This is a genomic window from Frateuria sp. sgz306004, assembly GCF_057750885.1.
Genome location: NZ_JBYLFE010000001.1, coordinates 399,884 through 415,664, shown reverse-complemented (window position 1 = coordinate 415,664; position 15,781 = coordinate 399,884). Strand labels below are relative to the sequence as shown.

Genomic DNA, 15,781 nt, shown 5'->3' with positions numbered 1-15,781 from the left:
TCTAACAGCCGAAGGGCTGGTCATCCAGCGCCTTTACGTTCAAAGATTTACAGGCACTGGATCCCAGCATTCGCTGGGATGACGATAAAAATCAGAGCACCCTTAGGGATGTTCTGGTTTTGCTCGTCATTTCGGGGGAAAGCCGGGATGACGAGCCCATGGCGCAATATCAGACCATCCTCAGCTCCACGCCGGTCGCTCGGCTTGACGCCCGCTGTCGCCATGCGGCCAGGCGCCGGTCCATCGCCTTCGCGCAGCCCGCATTCGCCCCTGGATCGACGCGCAGGCCGCTCCCGGTGCGGGCCGCCCGAAGGCTATGAACAGGCTCCAAGCTCCGTAGAATGCGCCGATGACTTACCGCGGACGTTTCGCCCCCTCACCCACCGGCCACCTGCATTTCGGTTCCCTGGTAGCGGCCGTGGGAAGCTGGCTTTGCGCTCGCCATGCCGGCGGCGAATGGCTGGTGCGCGTGGAGGATATCGACCCGCCACGCGAATTACCCGGATCGGCCGAAAGCATCCTAGCCGCCCTGCCCGCCTTCGGCCTCGTCGCGGATGCGCCGCCGCTGTTCCAGTCCACCCGCCATGCCGCCTATGAGGCCGCCTTCGAGCAACTGCGGGCCAACGATCTTGTCTTTCCATGTTGGTGCAGCCGCAACGACCTGGCTGGCGGACTGCACCTGGACGGGCACTGCCTGGCACCGCCTTCGCCCGGGCGCGAGCCGGCCTGGCGCCTGCGTGTGCCTGACGTGGACATCCACTTCGACGATGCCCTGCAAGGGCCGCAAACGCAGAATCTGCGCCTAAGCGCCGGTGACTTCGTCATCCGCCGGGTGGAAGGCTTCTACGCCTATCAACTCGCCTGTGTGGTGGACGACGCCTTCCAAGGGATCACCGAAGTGGTGCGTGGCAACGACCTGCTCGACTCCACCGCTCGGCAGATCTACCTGCAGCGTTGCCTTGGCCTGCCCGAGCCGAGGTACCTACACCTGCCGCTGGCCCTCGATGCCAGCGGCCGCAAGCTCTCCAAGTCCGAACGGGCGCGCCCGGTGGATCCCACCCATCCGTTGCCGGCCTTGTATCGGGCATTGCACTTCCTGGACGTACCGGTGTCGGGCCAGGCGACCACGCCCGGGAACCTGCTGGTCGAAGCTTTGTCCGTATTCGACCCCAGGCAATTGCCGCACTGCAGCGAACGCTTGGCGGCATAACCCGCTATAACCACCGAAGTCCCTGTGCATCACGCCACGGCAACGCGACAACGCAGCCCGCGCGTAGGCGTTTTGCCATGTGGAACGTGGTAGACATGAGGACGCCCGCGACGCACGATCCGGGTAACTAGAGCATCGGCATCTTTCGGAGAACAGGCATGACGCAGCGCACGGCATTGGTCACTGGCGGCACGGGTGGAATCGGCACGGCGATCATCCGTTATCTCGCTCGACAGGGACATCGGGTCGCCACCAACTATCGCGACCAGGCCAAGGCGGAAGCGGTGAAGGAATTGATGGCGAAGGAAGGCATCGAGGTCATGCTGGTACCGGGCGACGTGAAAGACCCCGACTCCTGCGAAGCCATGGTGCGCATCATCGAGGCGGGGCTGGGCCCGGTGGAGATTCTGGTGAACAACGCCGGCATCACTCGCGATGCCACGTTCCACAAGATGACGTACCCGCAGTGGATGGAGGTGGTCAATACCAACCTCAACGCGTGCTTCAACGTCACCCGTCCGGTGATCGAGAGCATGCGCGCCCGCAAATGGGGCCGCGTCGTGCAGATCAGCTCGATCAACGGCCAGAAGGGCCAGTACGGTCAGGCCAACTATGCCGCCGCCAAGGCGGGCATGCACGGCTTCACCATTTCGCTGGCCCAGGAAAACGCCAAGTTCGGCATCACCGTGAACACGGTCTCGCCCGGCTATGTCGCCACCGACATGGTGATGGCGGTGCCCGAAGATGTGCGCGACAAGATCGTGGCGCAGATTCCGGTGGGCCGCCTGGGCAAGCCCGAGGAAATCGCCCATGCCGTGGCCTTTCTCACTGGCGACGAAGCCGCCTGGATCACCGGCGCCAACCTCTCCATCAACGGCGGCCACTACATGGGCTGGTAAGCCCTACCCTGCCTTAGCCGGAACGGAGTGGCGCCCAGTGCGCCGCTCCGTGGCTTACTTCTCGTCCTTCAGCAACTTCTCCATCACCTTGCCCACCGCCGCAAAGGCGAAGGCTCCGGTCACGTGCGTGGCCGCGCCCAAGCCGCCACCGCAGGCCAGGTTCAGCGCCTCGGTGCCATTGGCCACCGGCGGACGCGTGCCGCACACGCTGCCATCGGGCTGGGGGTACTGCACGTTCTGCAGCGAGTACACCGCCGAGACGCCAAAGTAGCGATCCGGATTGCGTGGAAAGCCGAAATCCTGGCGGAGCTTTTTGCGGATCAGGCTGAACATGGCATCGTGCTCGGTACGCGAAAGATCGCGCACGCGAATCTGCGTGGGATCGGTACGCCCACCCGCCGAGCCCACGGAAACCATCGGCAGCTTGCGCCGGCGGCACCAGGCGATGGCCTCCAGCTTCACGCGGAACGCGTCGCAGGCATCCAGCACCACGTCGTAGCCGCGATCCAGCAACTCATCCAGCGTCGAGGTGGTGAGAAAGCGTTCGATGGCATGCACCTTGATCGCCGGATTGATCGCCTTGAGGCGCTTGGCGATCACGGCGACCTTGGATTTGCCGTACTCGCCATCCAGCGCATGCAACTGGCGATTGGTGTTGGACACGCAGATCTCGTCCGCATCGATCAAGGTGATCTGGCCTACGCCGCTGCGAGCCAGCGCCTCCGCCGCCCAGGAGCCCACGCCACCGATGCCGATCACGCACACGTGACCGCGCGCCAGGCGCTCCACGCTGCCCAGGCCATACAGGCGCTCCACGCCGGCAAAGCGCTCGCGCGGAAACACTGACGCGCCCTCACCAGCCGTCTCACCGGTAACTTCCACCGCACCCTCAGCTTGCATTGCCGAACCTTCCAACAACTTGAATGTGTTCCATTTTAGCGGGAGCCAGCGCGCGCCGCAGCCAAACCGCCGCCGCCCCGGTTATGCTCGCCCGTTCTTTGCCACTTCATGGGAACCTGCATGCGTGCCGCCCTTCTGATCCTGCTCGGCTTGTTTATCGGCGTACTGGGCACGGTGTTCGCACTCAATGCGCAACGCCAGCACCAGCCGATGTCGCACGCCGTCATGTCGGTGATGGCCCACCATGCGGATGCGCTGCGGCAGTCCATGAAGACCCGCCAATGCGACGCCGCCCAGACCCAGCAACACCTGACGCGCTTGCTGCAGACCTCGGCGGATATCAAGGACGCGTTCCCTGGGGTGGATCAGCCGTTCCTGGAGGAAATCGCCAAGCTGCAAAGCCGCACCGACGCCGCTATCAAGGCCGCCCCCGCGGATTGCGCCGCCTTGGCAAGCGCATTCAAGCCGATCGGCGAGACCTGCCAGTCGTGCCACCAGCAATATCGCTAAGGCGGGCCAAGGTGCGCTGATTCGTCAGCCCATCCCAATGGATGCTCTGATTTTGATCGTCATCCCAGCGAAGGCTGGGATCCAGCGTCTGTAAATACTCGAAGGTAAAGGCGCTGGATTCCTGCTCTCGCAGGAATGACGAGCAGCATGACGTTAAATCAGACCATCCCCAGAGGTCAGATCCGCACTTTGCCGCGCAGGATCTGCCAATACATCACCCAGTCGCCCATCAAGCTGTACAGCGGATGGGTGAAGGTGGCCGGACGGTTCTTCTCGAACACGAAATGGCCGATCCAGGCAAAGCCATAACCCGCCACCGGCGCCAGCAGCAGCCACCAGGCGTGCCCGGTGATCAAGGCCGTGGCGATCGCCGCCAGCACCAAGGTGCTGCCGATGAAATGCATGCGGCGGCATTGCAGATCGCTGTGCTCGTTGAGGTAAAACGGATAGAACTCGCGAAAGCTGGCGTAACGGGACATGGCCTGCACCCCTGAGGCAAGAACCCCAGCCTAATGCGCCACACGCGCCGTTGCATGCCGCGGATGCAGCATGCGGGCCAGCCGATCCGATCAAGCGGGCAGCGGGATGAACTCCGCTTCGTCGCCAATCACCTTACCCATGCGCTGGGCGGCCCAATCCGCCTTGGCCTGCTCGATGCGCTCGCGCGTGCTGGCGACGAAGTTCCACCATAGGTGACGCTCACCATCCAGCGGTGCGCCACCGAACAGCATCACGCGGCTCGCGGCGCGTGCGCGCAGCGGCGGCGAATCCGGGCCCGCCTGCACGGCCGCCTGCATCGGCTGCACCGTCACGCCATCCCATTCCACCTCGCCCTCCACCACGCATACGCCACGTTCCGTATGCTCGGTGGGCCATGGCAACTCGGCACCCGCCTCCAGCGTGGCCTCGATAAAGAACATCGGGGCGAACACCTTGACCGGCGACGCCTTGCCATAGGCGGTGCCGGCGATCAGCACCAGCGAGGCGCCAGGCGAGGCGATGCGCGGCAATTCCTCGGCGCCATGATGATGGAACTCAGGCTCCATCTCGGCGTCCTTCTGCGGCAAGGCCACCCATACCTGGATGCCATGCGCCCGCATGCCGCCACCGCGGGCCTCAGGCGGCGTGCGCTCCGAATGCACGATGCCGCGACCTGCGGTCATCCAGTTCACCTCACCCGGGCGAATGTCCGCGATGCTGCCCAGGCTGTCGCGATGGCGGATCACGCCTTCGAACAACCAAGTGACCGTGGCCAGCCCGATGTGCGGGTGCGGGCGCACGTCCATGCCCTTGTCCTCCAGGAACGTCACCGGCCCCATGTAGTCGAAGAACACGAATGGCCCGACGTGGCGCGCCTGCAAGACAGGCAATAGCCGCCGCACGTTGAAGCCATCGCCCAGGTCGTGCACGCGACCATCGATCACCATCGGTTGCTGTTCCATCCGTGACTCCATCAGGGTTGCTTGCTGCGCATTACCACGCGCGCTGATATTGCAGGGGTGCGTTGATCGTCACCCCCAGTTCCTGCGCGGCGCGACGGGGAAAGTACGGATCACGCAGGCTCTCGCGCGCGATCAGCACCACATCGGCACTGCCCTCGTCGATGATGCGTGCGGCGTGTGTGGATTCGGTGATGAGCCCCACCGCGCCCGTGGCGATGTCGGCCTCGCGGCGAATGCGCGCAGCAAAAGGTACTTGGTAGCCGGGTGCCACTGGAATCTTCACGTGCGGCACCAGACCGCCGCTGCTGGTATCGATCAGGTCGATGCCCAGGGGCTTCACCATCTGCGCCAGGCGCACGCTCTGCTCGATGTCCCAGCCACCTTCGCTCCAGTCGGTCGCGGAAATACGCAGCCACAGCGGCAGCGACTCGGGCCACACTTCGCGAACCGCTGTGATCACCTCGCGCACTAGGCGCGTACGGTTCTCGAAACTGCCGCCGTATTCGTCGGTGCGCTGATTGCTCAGAGGCGAGAGGAACTGGTGCAACAGGTAGCCATGGGCAGCGTGGATTTCGATGAGCTGGAAGCCGGCCGCCAGGGCCCGCACGGCGGCGGCACGAAAATCCGCCACCACTTGCGCGATGGCGGCACTGTCCAGCGCCTCAGGCGTGGGCCAATGTGCATCGAACGGCACGGCCGACGGCGCCACGGTTAGCCAGGCACCGGCATCGGCGGCCAAGGGGTGGCCGCCCAGCCAGGGTGCCTGGGCACTGGCCTTTCTACCCGCGTGAGCAAGCTGCACACCTGCAACCGCACCGTGCGCGCGCATAAAGCGCGTGATCGGTTGCCAGGCGGCTACCTGGGCCTCGTTCCAAAGGCCCACGTCACCCGGCGAAATGCGGCCTTGCGCCGATACCGCCGTGGCCTCGGCGATGATCAGCCCCGCCCCGCCGACCGCACGACTGCCCAGGTGCACCATGTGCCATTCATTGGGAAGCCCGTCGGTGGCCGAGTATTGGCACATCGGCGCAATCACCAGTCGATTACGGAGTGAGAGGCTTCGTTGCGAGAAGGACGTGAACAGGTTCATGGAGACCATCCGAAGGAATTATCCGCCACACATGCCGACGCTCGGGCCACTCTTCAAGTCACCTCAACGGGCGAAACGTCGGACAACCAGGCAGCGATGCGTCCCGCGAGAGGTCCTGGAGCCTTCATCCAGCCGAAGTGATCGGCGGCGCGCCCCTCCAGATCAGCGGATGTAATCAACTGCGCCTGTACGTCTGCGAGTGGCATCTTGCCGAGCAGCCACGCCAGCGATGCCTCGGGGCCCAGCCAGTCATCGGCAAGGCGCAGGGCCAGCAGTGGCGCGCGCACCGTGCCCAGCCCCTGCTCCAGATCATCGGCCATGCCGGTAGCGGCGTAGCGTCCAGTGCGACCGCTGCGCGCCCAGTCGGCGATCAAGCGGCGGGCCTCGTTGCCACCGAAACCGATGCGCCGTCCGGGTAAGTAACCCACCGCCTGCGCCAGCCAAGGCGCGATCACATAGGCCAGCCAAATCAGGCTCCCATACCGGAAGCGGCGCCAGTACGGCGATCCGCTGGCCACAACCAGCAAGCCTGCTACGTCATGGGTGTGCAGGCCGGCGTACAGCGACGCCATCTGTGCGCCGAGGCTGTGCCCTCCAAGCCAGTAGCGCGCGCGAGGCACGCTGGCCTGCACGGCATGCAGCCCGGCGGGCAGGTCCCATTGCAGCACTTCGCGATAGCCCCAGTCCTCACGACGGCTTGCGCGACGGTCACTCGAACCGATGCCGCGCCACTCGTGAATGGCCACCGTCACACCGCGGCGTGCCAGCGCTTGAGCCAAGGGAAGGTATTGCCGTGCCGACACACCGAGCGCAGGCAGCCAGTACAGCACGTCGAGGGACTCGCCCGCAGGGCGCTGCAACAGCACCTCGGCGGCAGCACCGTCGGTGGCGGTCGCGCGCAGCGCTTCCACGGAGGGAAGAGGTACATCGTTTTCGATCGACACGAGCAGCCGCATGGACAGAGGGATCAGCATCGCAGGCTAACCAATCACCGTGCGATGAAAAAGCCCGCCCATAAAAAAAGGCCGGCTTGCGCCGGCCTTTTCTTTCGCCCGAAAACGGCTCGCGTTACGCAGGAGTGACTTCATCGGCCTGCAGGCCTTTCTGACCCTGCACGACCTTGAAGCTCACCTTTTGACCTTCCTTCAGGCTGCGGAACCCCGAGCCGCTGATTGCCCGAAAATGCACAAAGACGTCCGGGCCACTTTCACGACTGATGAAGCCGAAACCCTTGGCGTCGTTGAACCATTTGACAGTGCCAACTTCACGATCCGACATGACTCACTCCGATCTGCTCGATACTGAGACAAGTCGACCTCCCCTTTGGCCGACGGCTTACTGGGCATGCAGGGATCGGCTGAAGCGATGTGGACCCTTCCGAGTCGCGCACCGGGCACGCACGTGACCGAGCAACCACAGTGAATCCAGCATAACGGATTTCTTTAATGCAAGTGAATGTGCTTAATCATTTTCACATTTCAACGACATTTGCACTTTTTAGTCCAAAAACAAAAAGGCCAGGCATTACTGCCCGGCCTTTCTAATTGCGTTATTGAAAACGCTTTTTACTGCGGGATCACTTCGTCGGCCTGCAGGCCCTTCTGACCCTGCACAACCTTGAAGGAGACCTTCTGGCCTTCCTGCAGGCTCTTGAAGCCATTGCCCTGGATCGCGCGGAAATGCACGAACACGTCCGGGCCATTGTCACGGCTAATGAAGCCGAAACCCTTGGCATCGTTGAACCACTTGACGGTACCGATCTGACGATCAGACATGGAAATCACTCCGTAGGATTGAACAGACTCGACCCACGCAACGTGCGCGGGACGACTTACTGGTGTGCAAGGAAACCCTAGGGGTGAGGCGATGAGGCTAGATCGAGATCAGGCGGCATCGGGTCACGAAACTCTGGTGACCCCGGCAAACACAGTATGACCATCATAGCCTGTGAATGGGCTCAAGGCGAATTTAGTCCTCGTGCAAAGCTGAATGAATGGAAACTGGCGTGAAGGGCTTTTCGTTTGATTTTCATCCGGTGTTCTCCTTACATGCGTCTCTTTAGCGTTGGGATTCTGGGCGACGCCCATCCCATACGACCGATTTAACCAAGGAGCCCTTATGACCACGCATCGTCACTACCTCATTCTGCTGGCCCTGCTCGCGGGCGGCATCAGCGTTGCGGGTTGCTCCAGCACACCCAGCAAGACCACCCCCAGCCGTCCCGCCAGTACGGCGACCACGACAGCGGCCACCAGCGGGACGACGAAAGCCAAAACCCCGGCTACGAGCCCGGCCAATCTCAAGGCGTTGCCGGATAACACTGGCATTCCCGCCTGCGACGACTACCTGTCCAGCTATATGGCCTGTCACCGGGCGGCGGGTATTTACGCGCAGGACCAGATTCCTGCTCATTACCAGGAAATGCGGGAAAGCCTGCTTCGCGACTCGCAGAATCCTGCGGTCCGTCCGGAACTGGGGGCCCGCTGCACCTCGTTGGCGCAGCAGCTCAAGGATGCACTGCACGGCAAGTCGTGCGGCCCGACCAGCCCCGCGAGCACCGGCTCGTCCAGTTCACGCTGAGGCCGCGGACCGGCGCCACAGCGCACGTAGCGCAGCCGCCACGTTCGTCGGGCGGCTGCGCACGAGGCGTACCGATGGCGTGCCATGCCAGCGCGCCGTTGCCTCCACGGCATCGGCCAGTTCCTGCAGCATCGACGGCACCGGCTCTACACCCTCTTCGAGGAACAGCGCCTTGATCTCGAATACCCCATGGCGACGATGTGCCTTGGCGTCGAGGCGTCCGATCAGCCGCCCGCGATGCAGGATGGGCAGCACGTAATAGCCATAGCGCCGCTTTGCCTCTGGCACGTAGCACTCGATGGTGTACTCGAAATCGAACATGGCTCGCGCACGCGCGCGGTCCCACACCACTGGATCGAACGGCGACAGCAATGCGGTATGCGTGGCGCGCAGGCGCCCCTGAGCGGCTTGTGCCAACAGTGGGGCATGATCCCGGTGTACGTAGGCGGGCGAGTCCCAGCCGGCAACTTCTACGAGGATCAGCTCGCCCGTTGCCACCCAGGGCGCCAGCTCCTGATCGGTCACGCCAGGTTTGAGTCGATAGTAGTCGGCGATCCAGCGCGCCTGAGTCACCCCCAGCGCACGCACGCTGTCGAGAATGAAACGCTCGCGCAAGCCGTCGTGCGTCTCGGGTACGGATGTGCTTTCCATCGGTGGATCGAGCTTGGCCAGCACGCGCTCGGCCAAATCATAGACACGCTGGAAGCGCTCGCGTCGCGTCACCATCAAGTCCCCCAGGGCGAACCAGGCCTCCAGCCAACGCTTCTCCGGCTTCCATGACCACCAACCGCCCGCGCTGCGCTGTTCGCTCTCGAAATCGGCCGCGCGCAAAGCGCCTTGCTCGCGAATTCGCTTGAGCAGGCCATCCATGCTTTCGCGATGCTCCGCATGCATGCGCACCGCATGCTTGTGCGCCCAATGCATGCCACGCTGACGCGCCCAGGCGCGATGCAAGGGAAAATCGGCGGCGGGCACGAAGCACGCTTCATGCGCCCAGCATTCGGCGATGCGTCCATGATGCAGCGCTTCTTCGAGCCATTCGGATGCGTAGTCGCCGATACGTGAGTGCAATACCAGATATGGGCTACGCGCAACGACGTGAATGCTATCGATCTGCAACAAGCGCATGCGCGTGATGGTGTCGATCACGTCCGTTTCGCGCGCGCGTGCCCTGGGCTTGCGCAACAGGCCTTGGGCAGCCAGATGAAGGCGTTGCGCCTGGACCAGGCTCAAACGCATCGCTGGTGTGGATGAAGGATTCGACAACGATAACGATGCTTTCACGTGCCCGCCATGCCCATATTGATCCGCCATTTAGCCACCTTTTGCTAGCGTTGGTGTCGGCGCGAAACAACGTGTGCAGCACGAGATGTGCTTCCCCATGTTTCACCGCGCACCCGTCCACAAGCCAAGCATTCTGGCATGGAGAAACGACGATGAAATCACGTACCCCCCTTCTCGTCCTCATGACCGCCGGCTCGTTGATGCTGGCCGGCTCCCTGATGGCTCAGGATCAGACGACGATGCCGCCGCCTCCACCGCCGGCACCTGCGGCTCCCGCAGCACCCATGCCACCACCGGCACCGATGCCCGCTAACGCCGGCACCCAAGGCAGCGCGCAGTTCAACACCGCGCAGGGTCAGGTAACGATCAACTCGGTCGTGCCACCGGTGAACGCAGGCCCGGCACCGAGTTTCGAGCAGCTCTCCGGCGGCAGTCGTTACATCACCGAGGAGCAGGCATCTGCCTATCCTTTGCTGGCCAATGACTTCAGTTACGTCGACAAAGGTCATACCGGCCATATCACCCGGACTCAGTACGAGGCCTGGGTCAACAAGAAGTAAGCCGATCAGGTCCATCGCAAGCGGGCCGCCTTGAGGCGGCCCGCTTGGTTGCACGAAAAAGCACGGACTCCCGCATACTGTCCCTTTGTCGCCGGCCCTACTCCGGCACGTTGTGCACGACAAGGAATGGAGCCCGATCATGCGACCGACCCTGCCCGCGGCCACGCTGTTTGCCCTGAGTTCGCTGACCGCTCACGCGCAAAACCCCAGCCCCATGGACATTCGCGCTTGCACCGCCATCGAAACCGATGCGCAGCGCCTGGCCTGCTATGACCGCGCCACGGGTCGCGATCAATTGCCAGCTGCCCATAAGAAGGCCGATGCGACGGCCTCGACCTCCGGCACGCCAGCCAACAGCGTTTTCGGCCACGAACAAACAAAGACTGCTCAGGCCGATACGACGCGGAACGATACAGCCCCCGTGAAGGCCATGTCCCTGCTGGATAGTCGCTGGGAGCTGTCGCCGGAAACCAAGCTGGGCACCTATAACCTGCGTGGCTACAAACCCATCACCATCATGCCGGTGTTTGCCACCAGCAATCAGAATAGCCAGCCGTTCAGCCCCAATCCGCTCAATCGCGTGCAAACACCGCAAGAGCTGGACAACATTGAGGGCAAATTCCAACTCAGCCTGAAAACCAAGATATGGCAAGGCATCTTCGGCGACGCCGGCGACCTGTGGGTCGCCTATACCCAGTCCTCGCGATGGCAGGTCTACAACAAAGAAATATCGCGCCCCTTCCGCGAAACCAACTATGAGCCCGAGGCCATCTTCGTGTTCAACACCAACTATCAGGTGGCGGGCTGGAATGGGCGATTACTGGGTGTGGCGTTTAACCACGAATCCAACGGACGATCCAACCCGCTTTCACGCAGTTGGAATCGCGTGATGGGCTATGTCGGCTTCGAGCGCGACGACTGGACAGTAATGCTGCGACCATGGTGGCGCGTGCCCGAAGGCGGCAAGGACGACAACAACCCCGACATCAGCAACTACATGGGCCGTGCCGATCTTCAGATCGTGCGCGAATGGCAAGGCCAGGAGTTTGGTCTGATGCTGCGCCACTCGCTGCGTAGCGGTAGCCAGAGTCGCGGCGCCGCGCAGTTCACCTGGGCGTTCCCTATCGCCGGCAATCTGCGTGGCTACATGGAGCTCTTCAAGGGTTATGGCGAGAGCATGATCGACTACAACCACAACGCCACCTACCTGGGCCTTGGCGTGTCGTTACTCGATTGGTACTAAGAGCCTGTTCACGATCTCCGCATGGCCCGCGCCACGACACTACCACCAAGTGGTTTTGGTGCCGGTGAGGATACGCAGCATGTGTCCACGCGTGAGTCGCATGCGGCCCATCGGGCCGAAGAAGCGATCCCGCAGCGGCACCAGCATGTCCCGCTCCGACTGGAAGAAAGGTGTGAGCCAGCGACTCAGTCGCTGATAGATGCCGATATGGCGGCGCCGCTCTCGCATATAGCCGTGCAGTGCCGCCGGCACGTCGACCGCGCTCGCCAGCGCGTCCGCCAAGGCCTGGGCGTCGAGCAAGGCCATGTTCACGCCCTGCCCCAGCTGGGGACTCATCGCATGCGCGGCATCCCCCAGGTAAACCACGCGTCCGTGCGAAGGCTGGTGCAGCACCACGTCACGGTAGCGGGCACGATGCAGGCGCGATGGCGTATCGACCTGCGCCAGGACCACCGCAGCCTCCGGCCATAGCCGCGCAACGCGGTCGTGCAAACGCGCCAGCGCCGCCTGATCGAACGCATCCACCTGGTCGCCCGGAAGGCTGTAGTAGAAGGTGAGCCATCGCGCATCGCTGTCGTCACGGCGACCGACCGGCAGTAACCCGATCATTTCGCGCGTGCCCGCGTAACGTTGATGCAGCACTTGCGGGTGAGCCCACTGCTCCGCGGGCAATAGGCACCACATGGCACCCCATGGATACAGCGTTTCGCGCCGGGTCAGTCCGGGCTGGCTGCGCAGCGCCGAATGTGCGCCATCGGCGGCGACGATCAGGTCGAAGGGGCCGTACGACTGGCCATTGGCGTCGATGAGGTGACAGCCGTCCTCGGTGATGCGCTCGATGCGCGTGCCCGTGTGGATCGCTTCGCGCTCGACGTAGGCCCGGTGCAGCAGTGAAAAAAGACCGCCTCGCGTCATGCCCAGGCCGAAGCACCCCGGTGCATGGTCCGCGTAACGCATATCCATCACGGCGCGACCAGCGGGTGTGCACCCATACAATTGTTCGATGCGCTGGCCATAGACCAGGGCCTGTTCGTGCAGGCCAAGCCGGGCGAGCACGCTCAAGCCCGTTGGCTGCAAGAGGAAACCGGCCCCTACTGGCCCGGGAGACGCAGCCTGCTCAAAGACCGAGAGCGCATGCCCGGCCGCACTCAACAACAGGCACGTCGCCTGGCCGGCGACGCCGTAACCCACGACGGCGACCCGCAAGCGTTCCCGCATGACTTCTCCTTGTCGAACGGGACCGGTCGGCCGGATAGAACACGACCGCCCGGCATGCGATGGGCGCGCCGCTCAGCGAGCTGGCGCGCCACGAACGCTTAGTGGTGATGACCACCTTCGCCGTGCACGTGACCGTGCGAGAGTTCTTCCTCGCTGGCTTCGCGCACTTCGGTCACTTCGATGTCGAAGTGCAGGGTCTTGCCGGCAAGCGGGTGGTTGCCGTCGATGTGCACCTTGCCATCCTCGACCTTGGTCACGGTGACGTTGATCACGCCCTGCGGGCCACGGCCCTGGAACTGCATGCCGGGCTGGATGTCTTCCACGCCCTGGAAAGCCTCGCGCGGCACTTCCTGCATGAGCTCCGCATGATGCACGCCATAACCTTCTTCCGGCGCCACATCGACCTTGAACTGGTCACCGACCTCACGACCCACCATCGCCTTCTCCAGACCCGGCACGATCTGGCCCACGCCCTGCAGGTACACCAGCGGCTCACGGCCCTGCGAGCTGTCGATGACCTGACCCTGGTCGTCGGTCAGCGTGTAGTGGAAGGCGACGACGGAATTCTGTGCGATCTGCATGATGTTCTCTAATTGGCAAAAAAGGACCGCGCCTAGCGGCGCGAAGGGCCAAGGGTAACAGACGGGGCTGACCAACGTCGGCTAGGCGGGATGGTCACCGATTGGCGATACTTGCTCCATGCACGCGCAGCTTCGCCCGTTTTTCCACCGCCCTGGCCTGCTTTTGGGCATGGTGCTGGCATCGCTGGCCCCGACGCTGGCGGCCGCCCCTCAAGCCACGAGCCGCCCCACCAACGCCAACGCCTCGCTGGCCGACCAGATCGACAGCCTGATCGCCGAGCCGCGCTTTGCCGGCGCCGACTGGGGCATTTCGGTCATATCGCTGGATACCGGGCGCACCATCTACGCGCATCGTGCCGACCAGCTTTTCCAACCGGCCTCGACGGCCAAGCTGTTCACGGCCGCGGTGGTATTGAACGAGCTGGGGCCCGATTACCGCATTCCCACGCGGGTGCTCGCCCAGGGCGAGATCCGAAGCGGTCGGCTCGACGGTCCGTTGATCCTCTACGGCATGGGCGACCCCACCCTGGGCGTGGATGCCGCCACGCAAGCATGGCCCGATCAATTGGCGGAGCAGTTGGCCGCCCAGGGGCTGCGCCATGTCCGCGGCGACCTGATCGCTGATGCCACCTATTTTGCGAGCCCCGCCATGGGTAGCGGCTGGGAGGCCATCGACCTGCAAAGCTGGTTTGCCGTACCCACGAGCGCGCTGAGCGTCGGCGAGAACCAAGTGGAGCTCACCGTGAGCCCGGCGAGCACGCCAGGCATGCCGGCCGAGTTAAGCGTGATTCCCGCCACCGCCGGCCCCCAGCTGACCAATGAGATCGTTACCGGCACCACGCGCACCCGCAACGACGTGAACCTCTATCGAGCCCCTGGCGACAACGTGCTGTACGCCTTCGGCACCATTGCCGCCCGTTCGCAGGCGCAAACCTTCAAGCTCGCGTTGCCCAACCCGGCCCTGTACGCCGGTAATCTGCTGCGTGCGGCCCTGGCGCGGCACGGCATCCAACTGGACGGCAAACTGGTATCGCTGCGCTGGCCTCAACGCGATGCCGCCCTGCAAGGCCAACCACGCACGCTAGCTCAGGTGCTTTCGCCGCCGCTGGGCGACATCGTTTCGCGCGGGCTCAAGCGCTCGCAGAATCTATACCTGCAGAATCTTTTGCTGCTGGCCGGCGTCAAAGCCCAGACCGACAGCGAACAACGCGACGGCGCCAGTGGTTTCATCACCAGCGAACGCTGGGGCATCCGCGCCATGCGTCAGCTGCTCGATCAAATCGGCGTTGCCTCCACGGCCAGCCTGATTGAAGAAGGTTCGGGCCTGTCGCGCCGCAACCTGGCCACGCCGAACGCCATGGCACGCCTGCTGGCCTATCTGGCAAGCCAACCTTACGCGGCCACGGTAGCGAATGCGTTGCCTGTCGCTGGAGTGGACGGCACCTTGCTCGGGCGCATGCGGAACACGCCCGCGGAAAACAACGTACATGCCAAAACCGGCAGCATGAGTTTTGTGCACTGCCTGGCCGGTTATGTGACCAGCGGCGACGGCGAGCGGTTGGCGTTCGCCGTCATGCTCAACAACTATGCACCGCCGCCTGGCGCTCCCAGCGCCACGCGCGACGTAGACACCATCGCTGTCTTGCTCGCGGGCTCGCGCAGCCGCACGAGCACCAGCGCCTCAGGTCCGGTGGCGGCCACTCACCCGGCCAATTGAGCCTTGATGTCCTTGGCGATCTTTTCGGGCGTATCGGTCGGGGCATAACGCTTCACCACCTGCCCGTCGCGATCCACCAGGAACTTGGTGAAGTTCCACTTGATGCCCTCGGTGCCCAGGATGCCCTTGCCTTCGCGCTTGAGCCATTGGTAGAGCGGGTGCGCACCATCGCCGTTCACCTCGATCTTGGCGAACATGGGGAAGCTCACGTCATACGTGGTGGCGCAGAACTGGCGAATTTCCGCCTCGTCGCCCGGCTCCTGGTGGCCGAACTGGTCGCAGGGAAAACCCAGCACGACCAGCCCCTGCTCCCGCTCGGCGCGCCACAACGCTTCCAGGCCCGTGTACTGCGGGGTGAAGCCGCACTTGGAGGCCACGTTCACGATCAACAGGGCCTTGCCACGGTAATCGCCCAGCGAGCGTTCGTTGCCATCGATATCGCGGACGGAAAAGTCGTAAACGGTTGTCATGGGGGCGTCCCTCGCAAAGAGCCAGGAGTGTATGCCCTACCCAGCGGTGAGGCGAGACACGGCCCAGGGAAGACCCC

At 63.6% G+C, this 15,781-nt stretch carries 18 protein-coding genes; 7 read left to right on the top strand and 11 right to left on the bottom strand.

Annotated features, from left to right (window positions below):
* Positions 1-349: 349 nt before the first annotated feature.
* Positions 350-1,210, top strand: coding sequence for a tRNA glutamyl-Q(34) synthetase GluQRS (gluQRS, locus tag AC3G2C_RS01995; protein WP_488382928.1), 861 nt, complete (start codon positions 350-352; stop codon positions 1,208-1,210).
* A 158-nt stretch (positions 1,211-1,368) separates the two neighbouring features.
* Positions 1,369-2,109: an acetoacetyl-CoA reductase gene (phbB, locus tag AC3G2C_RS01990; protein ID WP_488382927.1), complete on the top strand. Its 741-nt coding sequence runs from the start codon at positions 1,369-1,371 to the stop codon at positions 2,107-2,109.
* Positions 2,110-2,163: 54 nt separating this feature from the next.
* Here phbB and AC3G2C_RS01985 read toward each other — a convergent pair whose 3' ends face one another.
* Positions 2,164-3,009 carry a tRNA threonylcarbamoyladenosine dehydratase gene (locus AC3G2C_RS01985; RefSeq protein ID WP_488382926.1) on the bottom strand — a complete coding sequence of 282 codons (846 nt, stop codon included), beginning with the start codon at positions 3,007-3,009 and terminating at the stop codon, positions 2,164-2,166.
* 120 nt (positions 3,010-3,129) lie between these two features.
* Here AC3G2C_RS01985 and AC3G2C_RS01980 point away from each other — a divergent pair, with 120 nt between their 5' ends.
* Positions 3,130-3,519, top strand: coding sequence for a cytochrome c (locus AC3G2C_RS01980; protein WP_488382925.1), 390 nt, complete (start codon positions 3,130-3,132; stop codon positions 3,517-3,519).
* A 176-nt stretch (positions 3,520-3,695) separates the two neighbouring features.
* On the opposite strand, the gene AC3G2C_RS01975 is transcribed toward AC3G2C_RS01980, so the two are convergent.
* From AC3G2C_RS01975 to AC3G2C_RS01950, 6 genes are all read right to left on the bottom strand, one after another.
* The gene (locus tag AC3G2C_RS01975; RefSeq protein ID WP_488382924.1) at positions 3,696-3,998 is read right to left on the bottom strand and encodes an Mpo1-like protein; all 303 of its coding nucleotides are present in this window, start codon (positions 3,996-3,998) and stop codon (positions 3,696-3,698) included.
* Positions 3,999-4,088: 90 nt separating this feature from the next.
* Complete coding sequence (locus AC3G2C_RS01970; protein WP_488382923.1) at positions 4,089-4,961, bottom strand: pirin family protein; 873 nt, start codon at positions 4,959-4,961, stop codon at positions 4,089-4,091.
* Positions 4,962-4,992: 31 nt separating this feature from the next.
* Positions 4,993-6,051, bottom strand: coding sequence for an NADH:flavin oxidoreductase/NADH oxidase (locus AC3G2C_RS01965; RefSeq protein WP_488382922.1), 1,059 nt, complete (start codon positions 6,049-6,051; stop codon positions 4,993-4,995).
* Between the two features lie 53 nt (positions 6,052-6,104).
* Positions 6,105-7,007 carry an alpha/beta hydrolase family protein gene (locus AC3G2C_RS01960; protein WP_488383213.1) on the bottom strand — a complete coding sequence of 301 codons (903 nt, stop codon included), beginning with the start codon at positions 7,005-7,007 and terminating at the stop codon, positions 6,105-6,107.
* A gap of 112 nt (positions 7,008-7,119) precedes the next feature.
* Positions 7,120-7,329 (bottom strand): cold-shock protein, encoded by a 210-nt coding sequence (locus AC3G2C_RS01955; protein ID WP_114239386.1) that lies wholly within the window; start codon positions 7,327-7,329, stop codon positions 7,120-7,122.
* A 287-nt stretch (positions 7,330-7,616) separates the two neighbouring features.
* Positions 7,617-7,826, bottom strand: a complete 210-nt coding sequence (locus AC3G2C_RS01950) for a cold-shock protein (RefSeq protein ID WP_038616297.1) — start codon at positions 7,824-7,826, stop codon at positions 7,617-7,619.
* Positions 7,827-8,169: 343 nt separating this feature from the next.
* On the opposite strand from AC3G2C_RS01950, the gene AC3G2C_RS01945 reads away from it, so the two are divergent.
* Entirely contained in the window at positions 8,170-8,631 is a 462-nt protein-coding gene (locus AC3G2C_RS01945) for a hypothetical protein (RefSeq protein WP_488382921.1), read from the top strand.
* On the opposite strand, the gene AC3G2C_RS01940 is transcribed toward AC3G2C_RS01945, so the two are convergent.
* The gene (locus AC3G2C_RS01940; RefSeq protein WP_488382920.1) at positions 8,623-9,870 is read right to left on the bottom strand and encodes a winged helix-turn-helix domain-containing protein; all 1,248 of its coding nucleotides are present in this window, start codon (positions 9,868-9,870) and stop codon (positions 8,623-8,625) included. The genes AC3G2C_RS01945 and AC3G2C_RS01940 overlap by 9 nt on opposite strands.
* A 197-nt stretch (positions 9,871-10,067) precedes the next feature.
* On the opposite strand from AC3G2C_RS01940, the gene AC3G2C_RS01935 reads away from it, so the two are divergent.
* Both AC3G2C_RS01935 and AC3G2C_RS01930 read left to right on the top strand, forming a co-directional pair.
* Positions 10,068-10,475 carry a hypothetical protein gene (locus AC3G2C_RS01935; protein ID WP_488382919.1) on the top strand — a complete coding sequence of 136 codons (408 nt, stop codon included), beginning with the start codon at positions 10,068-10,070 and terminating at the stop codon, positions 10,473-10,475.
* Between the two features lie 139 nt (positions 10,476-10,614).
* On the top strand, positions 10,615-11,718 hold the full coding sequence (locus AC3G2C_RS01930) for a phospholipase A (RefSeq protein ID WP_488382918.1): 1,104 nt from the start codon (positions 10,615-10,617) through the stop codon (positions 11,716-11,718).
* A 39-nt stretch (positions 11,719-11,757) separates the two neighbouring features.
* Here the strand turns inward: AC3G2C_RS01930 and AC3G2C_RS01925 are convergent, their stop codons facing one another.
* Both AC3G2C_RS01925 and AC3G2C_RS01920 read right to left on the bottom strand, forming a co-directional pair.
* Positions 11,758-12,936 (bottom strand): FAD-dependent oxidoreductase, encoded by a 1,179-nt coding sequence (locus AC3G2C_RS01925; protein ID WP_488382917.1) that lies wholly within the window; start codon positions 12,934-12,936, stop codon positions 11,758-11,760.
* 98 nt (positions 12,937-13,034) lie between these two features.
* Entirely contained in the window at positions 13,035-13,517 is a 483-nt protein-coding gene (locus AC3G2C_RS01920) for an FKBP-type peptidyl-prolyl cis-trans isomerase (protein ID WP_488382916.1), read from the bottom strand.
* Between the two features lie 118 nt (positions 13,518-13,635).
* On the opposite strand from AC3G2C_RS01920, the gene dacB reads away from it, so the two are divergent.
* Entirely contained in the window at positions 13,636-15,234 is a 1,599-nt protein-coding gene (dacB, locus tag AC3G2C_RS01915) for a D-alanyl-D-alanine carboxypeptidase/D-alanyl-D-alanine endopeptidase (RefSeq protein WP_488382915.1), read from the top strand.
* Here the strand turns inward: dacB and AC3G2C_RS01910 are convergent.
* Positions 15,219-15,704, bottom strand: coding sequence for a glutathione peroxidase (locus AC3G2C_RS01910; RefSeq protein WP_488382914.1), 486 nt, complete (start codon positions 15,702-15,704; stop codon positions 15,219-15,221). The two genes, dacB and AC3G2C_RS01910, sit on opposite strands and share 16 nt — an antisense overlap.
* Between the last annotated feature and the right edge of the window lie 77 nt (positions 15,705-15,781).

Excerpts from the sequence above, each read along its gene's own strand:
- dacB (WP_488382915.1), top strand. The coding sequence starts at position 13,636 with ATGCACGCGCAGCTTCGCCCGTTTTTCCACCGCCCTGGCCTGCTTTTG.
- AC3G2C_RS01975 (WP_488382924.1), bottom strand. The coding sequence starts at position 3,998 with ATGTCCCGTTACGCCAGCTTTCGCGAGTTCTATCCGTTTTACCTCAAC.
- AC3G2C_RS01920 (WP_488382916.1), bottom strand. The coding sequence starts at position 13,517 with ATGCAGATCGCACAGAATTCCGTCGTCGCCTTCCACTACACGCTGACC.
- AC3G2C_RS01940 (WP_488382920.1), bottom strand. The coding sequence starts at position 9,870 with ATGCGTTTGAGCCTGGTCCAGGCGCAACGCCTTCATCTGGCTGCCCAA.
- AC3G2C_RS01910 (WP_488382914.1), bottom strand. The coding sequence starts at position 15,704 with ATGACAACCGTTTACGACTTTTCCGTCCGCGATATCGATGGCAACGAA.
- AC3G2C_RS01980 (WP_488382925.1), top strand. The coding sequence starts at position 3,130 with ATGCGTGCCGCCCTTCTGATCCTGCTCGGCTTGTTTATCGGCGTACTG.
- AC3G2C_RS01955 (WP_114239386.1), bottom strand. The coding sequence starts at position 7,329 with ATGTCGGATCGTGAAGTTGGCACTGTCAAATGGTTCAACGACGCCAAG.
- AC3G2C_RS01925 (WP_488382917.1), bottom strand. The coding sequence starts at position 12,936 with ATGCGGGAACGCTTGCGGGTCGCCGTCGTGGGTTACGGCGTCGCCGGC.
- gluQRS (WP_488382928.1), top strand. The coding sequence starts at position 350 with ATGACTTACCGCGGACGTTTCGCCCCCTCACCCACCGGCCACCTGCAT.
- phbB (WP_488382927.1), top strand. The coding sequence starts at position 1,369 with ATGACGCAGCGCACGGCATTGGTCACTGGCGGCACGGGTGGAATCGGC.
- AC3G2C_RS01945 (WP_488382921.1), top strand. The coding sequence starts at position 8,170 with ATGACCACGCATCGTCACTACCTCATTCTGCTGGCCCTGCTCGCGGGC.
- AC3G2C_RS01965 (WP_488382922.1), bottom strand. The coding sequence starts at position 6,051 with ATGAACCTGTTCACGTCCTTCTCGCAACGAAGCCTCTCACTCCGTAAT.
- AC3G2C_RS01970 (WP_488382923.1), bottom strand. The coding sequence starts at position 4,961 with ATGGAACAGCAACCGATGGTGATCGATGGTCGCGTGCACGACCTGGGC.
- AC3G2C_RS01985 (WP_488382926.1), bottom strand. The coding sequence starts at position 3,009 with ATGCAAGCTGAGGGTGCGGTGGAAGTTACCGGTGAGACGGCTGGTGAG.
- AC3G2C_RS01930 (WP_488382918.1), top strand. The coding sequence starts at position 10,615 with ATGCGACCGACCCTGCCCGCGGCCACGCTGTTTGCCCTGAGTTCGCTG.
- AC3G2C_RS01950 (WP_038616297.1), bottom strand. The coding sequence starts at position 7,826 with ATGTCTGATCGTCAGATCGGTACCGTCAAGTGGTTCAACGATGCCAAG.
- AC3G2C_RS01935 (WP_488382919.1), top strand. The coding sequence starts at position 10,068 with ATGAAATCACGTACCCCCCTTCTCGTCCTCATGACCGCCGGCTCGTTG.
- AC3G2C_RS01960 (WP_488383213.1), bottom strand. The coding sequence starts at position 7,007 with ATGCGGCTGCTCGTGTCGATCGAAAACGATGTACCTCTTCCCTCCGTG.